The sequence below is a fragment of the Kineococcus glutinatus genome (assembly GCF_039542765.1).
GTDB lineage: Bacteria > Actinomycetota > Actinomycetes > Actinomycetales > Kineococcaceae > Kineococcus_A > Kineococcus_A glutinatus.
In genome coordinates this window covers 1-2,278 of the sequence record NZ_BAABIL010000244.1, presented here as the reverse complement: position 1 = coordinate 2,278, position 2,278 = coordinate 1, and the positions used below count along the sequence as shown (strand labels likewise).

Here is a 2,278-nt window from a genome sequence, read left to right as displayed (position 1 = left end):
GGCGCAGCCCGCAGGCCGGCCGTCCGGGGCAGGGCGGTTCGGGCGTCAGGCCGGACCGGCGACCGGCCGGCGCATGCTGACCCGCGGCCACGCCTCCAGCCCCCGCTCCCGCTCGTGGCGGCGCACGGCCAGCAACCCGGGACCGGCCTCCTCGTCCGGCACCACCGCGAAACCGAGCCGGGCGTACCACGGCGCGTTCCACGGCACGTCGGCGAACGTGGTCAGCGTCACGGCGGTCAGCCCGTGCTCGGCGGCCCAGCCGTCCGCGGCCTCGAGGAGCCGGCCCCCCAGCCGCCGGCGCGCCCACGCCGGGTGCACCGAGACCTGCTCGACGTGGGCGGCGCCGTCGACGACGTCGAGCAGCAGGTAGCCGACCGGGACGTCCTGCTCGTCGGTGGCCACCCACGCACGCCCCCGCGCCCGGTGGGCCGCCAGCTCCGCCGTCGTCGGCGGTTCGTCGTCGGCGACGGCGTCCATGCCGAGGTCGCGGAAGGGCTCCCCGGCAGCGCGCTCGACGTCGCGCAGCCGGGGCAGGTCCTGCGGGCGGGCGAGCCGGATCACACCGCACGATCGCACGGGGGACGGTGACCGGGCCCGCGGTTTCCACGCCGTCGAGCAGGTCAGCAACCTCCGACCGGGTGGCGCCGGCGACGTACCTTACGAGCCGGTCGACCCACCGGCACCGCCACCGGCACCAGCGGTGGCGCCACCGCTGTCGGCACGGCGCACCGTGCTACCGGTGATGTCGACCGGCACGAGGCGGGCCCGCTCCCGGGGCGACTCGTTCGGCGGGTGCAGCACGAGGTAGTCGGCGCCGCTCGTGGTGCGCAAGATCATGCCGTGTCCGCCGTCGCGCTCCCAGACGAGGTCGGGCTGCTGCGCCCACGGGCCCGACACGTCACCCGAGGCCGAGGTCGCGAGGCCCATCGCGTAACCCTCCTCACCGAAGCTGGACCACAGCATGAGCAGCGCTCCCCCACCGGACCGGAGGACGAAGGGGCCGTCGGTGAGCAGCGGGTCCCGGGCCAGCCGCAGGGCGGCCGGTGGCTCGGCACCGTCGGGCAGCCGCAGAGGGCGGCTCCAGGCCGCGTCGGATGCGCGGAACAACAGGTGGGGTTCACCCGCGGCCCGCGAGAGGTCGGCGGTCAGCTCCAGGGCGTACATCTCACCGTCGGCGATCGCCGGTGCACCACCCGGGGTTCCCTCGGCACCGCGGCTGTAGATCAGCCACGGCCGCTGCTGGTCGTCCACGAAGAAGGTGCCGTCCAGGCCGGGGACACCGGCGGGCGTGACCGGCCCCCGGCTCCACGGCTCGAACGGGCCGGTCGCCGCGTCGCCGACCAGGACGGCCACCCCGCGCGCCCCCGCGCGGGAGGGCAGGAACGTCGCGAACACGAAGTACCTGCCGGCGTGCTCGTGCAGCTCCGGCGCCCAGAACTGTGAATCCGACCAGAAGTCCGCGGGTGGGCGGAACGCGGCGATGGGGCCGGACCAGCGTTCGAGGTCATCGCTCACGCAGCAGTCGAAACCCGTCGCCGGCCCACCCCGGACGTTCGCGTCCGTGGTGCCGTGGAGCACGGAGGAACCGTCGCGGGTCTCGAGGATGAAGGGATCTCTGATGCGGATGTCGTCGAGCGTGCTGCTCATGGCTGGACCTCGCGTCGTCGGGAGTGATCACCGGTGGCTTTCCTGCGACCGCCGCCGACCGAGGCCACCGACGATGCCGCGCCCTCGACCACCGACAGGACGGCGCCACGGGCGGATGGGTGGTCACGACTCCCCGGTCACACCCTGGGCGCCCGAGCGAGCCGAGAACGAGGCGTCGCCCGTGCCCGACGGCGCCGCACGCAGACATCGCGGCAGGTGTCCACCGGCACCTTCCCGGGTGCGCGACGTCGCGGCAGGGTGGTCGGGTGGTCGTCGAGGGTGTCGAGCGGGCGGTCTTCGGCGCCGTCGGGGCGGGCGAGGTGGACGCCTGGCTGGACGGGCTCGCGCGTCGCTGCCTCGGCGCGCCGCTGCGGCTGGTGACCTTCCGGTCCGGGCGCGTCTCCGCCGTCTACGGCTGCCGGCTCGACGACGGCCGCGAGGTCGCCGTCAAGGTCCACCGCGCCGGTGCGGACGTCGGGTACCTGACCGCGGCCGTGCGGGCGCAGCGCCACCTCGCGGCGGCCGGCTACCCCTGCCCGCGGCCGCTGCACGGGCCGGTCGTGCGCGACGGGCGGGCGGTGGTGGTGGAGGAGCTGCTGCTGCGCGGCGAGCCCGCCGACGCCACCGAGCC

Annotated in this window: 2 protein-coding genes and 1 pseudogene; 1 reads left to right on the top strand and 2 read right to left on the bottom strand. The window is 75.8% G+C overall.

Annotated features, from left to right (window positions below):
* Positions 1-45: 45 nt before the first annotated feature.
* Both ABEB16_RS10215 and ABEB16_RS10210 read right to left on the bottom strand, forming a co-directional pair.
* Entirely contained in the window at positions 46-561 is a 516-nt protein-coding gene (locus ABEB16_RS10215) for a GNAT family N-acetyltransferase (protein WP_345712146.1), read from the bottom strand.
* Between the two features lie 96 nt (positions 562-657).
* Entirely contained in the window at positions 658-1,647 is a 990-nt protein-coding gene (locus ABEB16_RS10210; protein ID WP_345712145.1) for a glycoside hydrolase family 43 protein, read from the bottom strand.
* Between the two features lie 266 nt (positions 1,648-1,913).
* Between ABEB16_RS10210 and ABEB16_RS10205 the strand changes: the two are divergent.
* A pseudogene (locus ABEB16_RS10205) lies at positions 1,914-2,278 on the top strand (hypothetical protein); the annotation flags it as partial.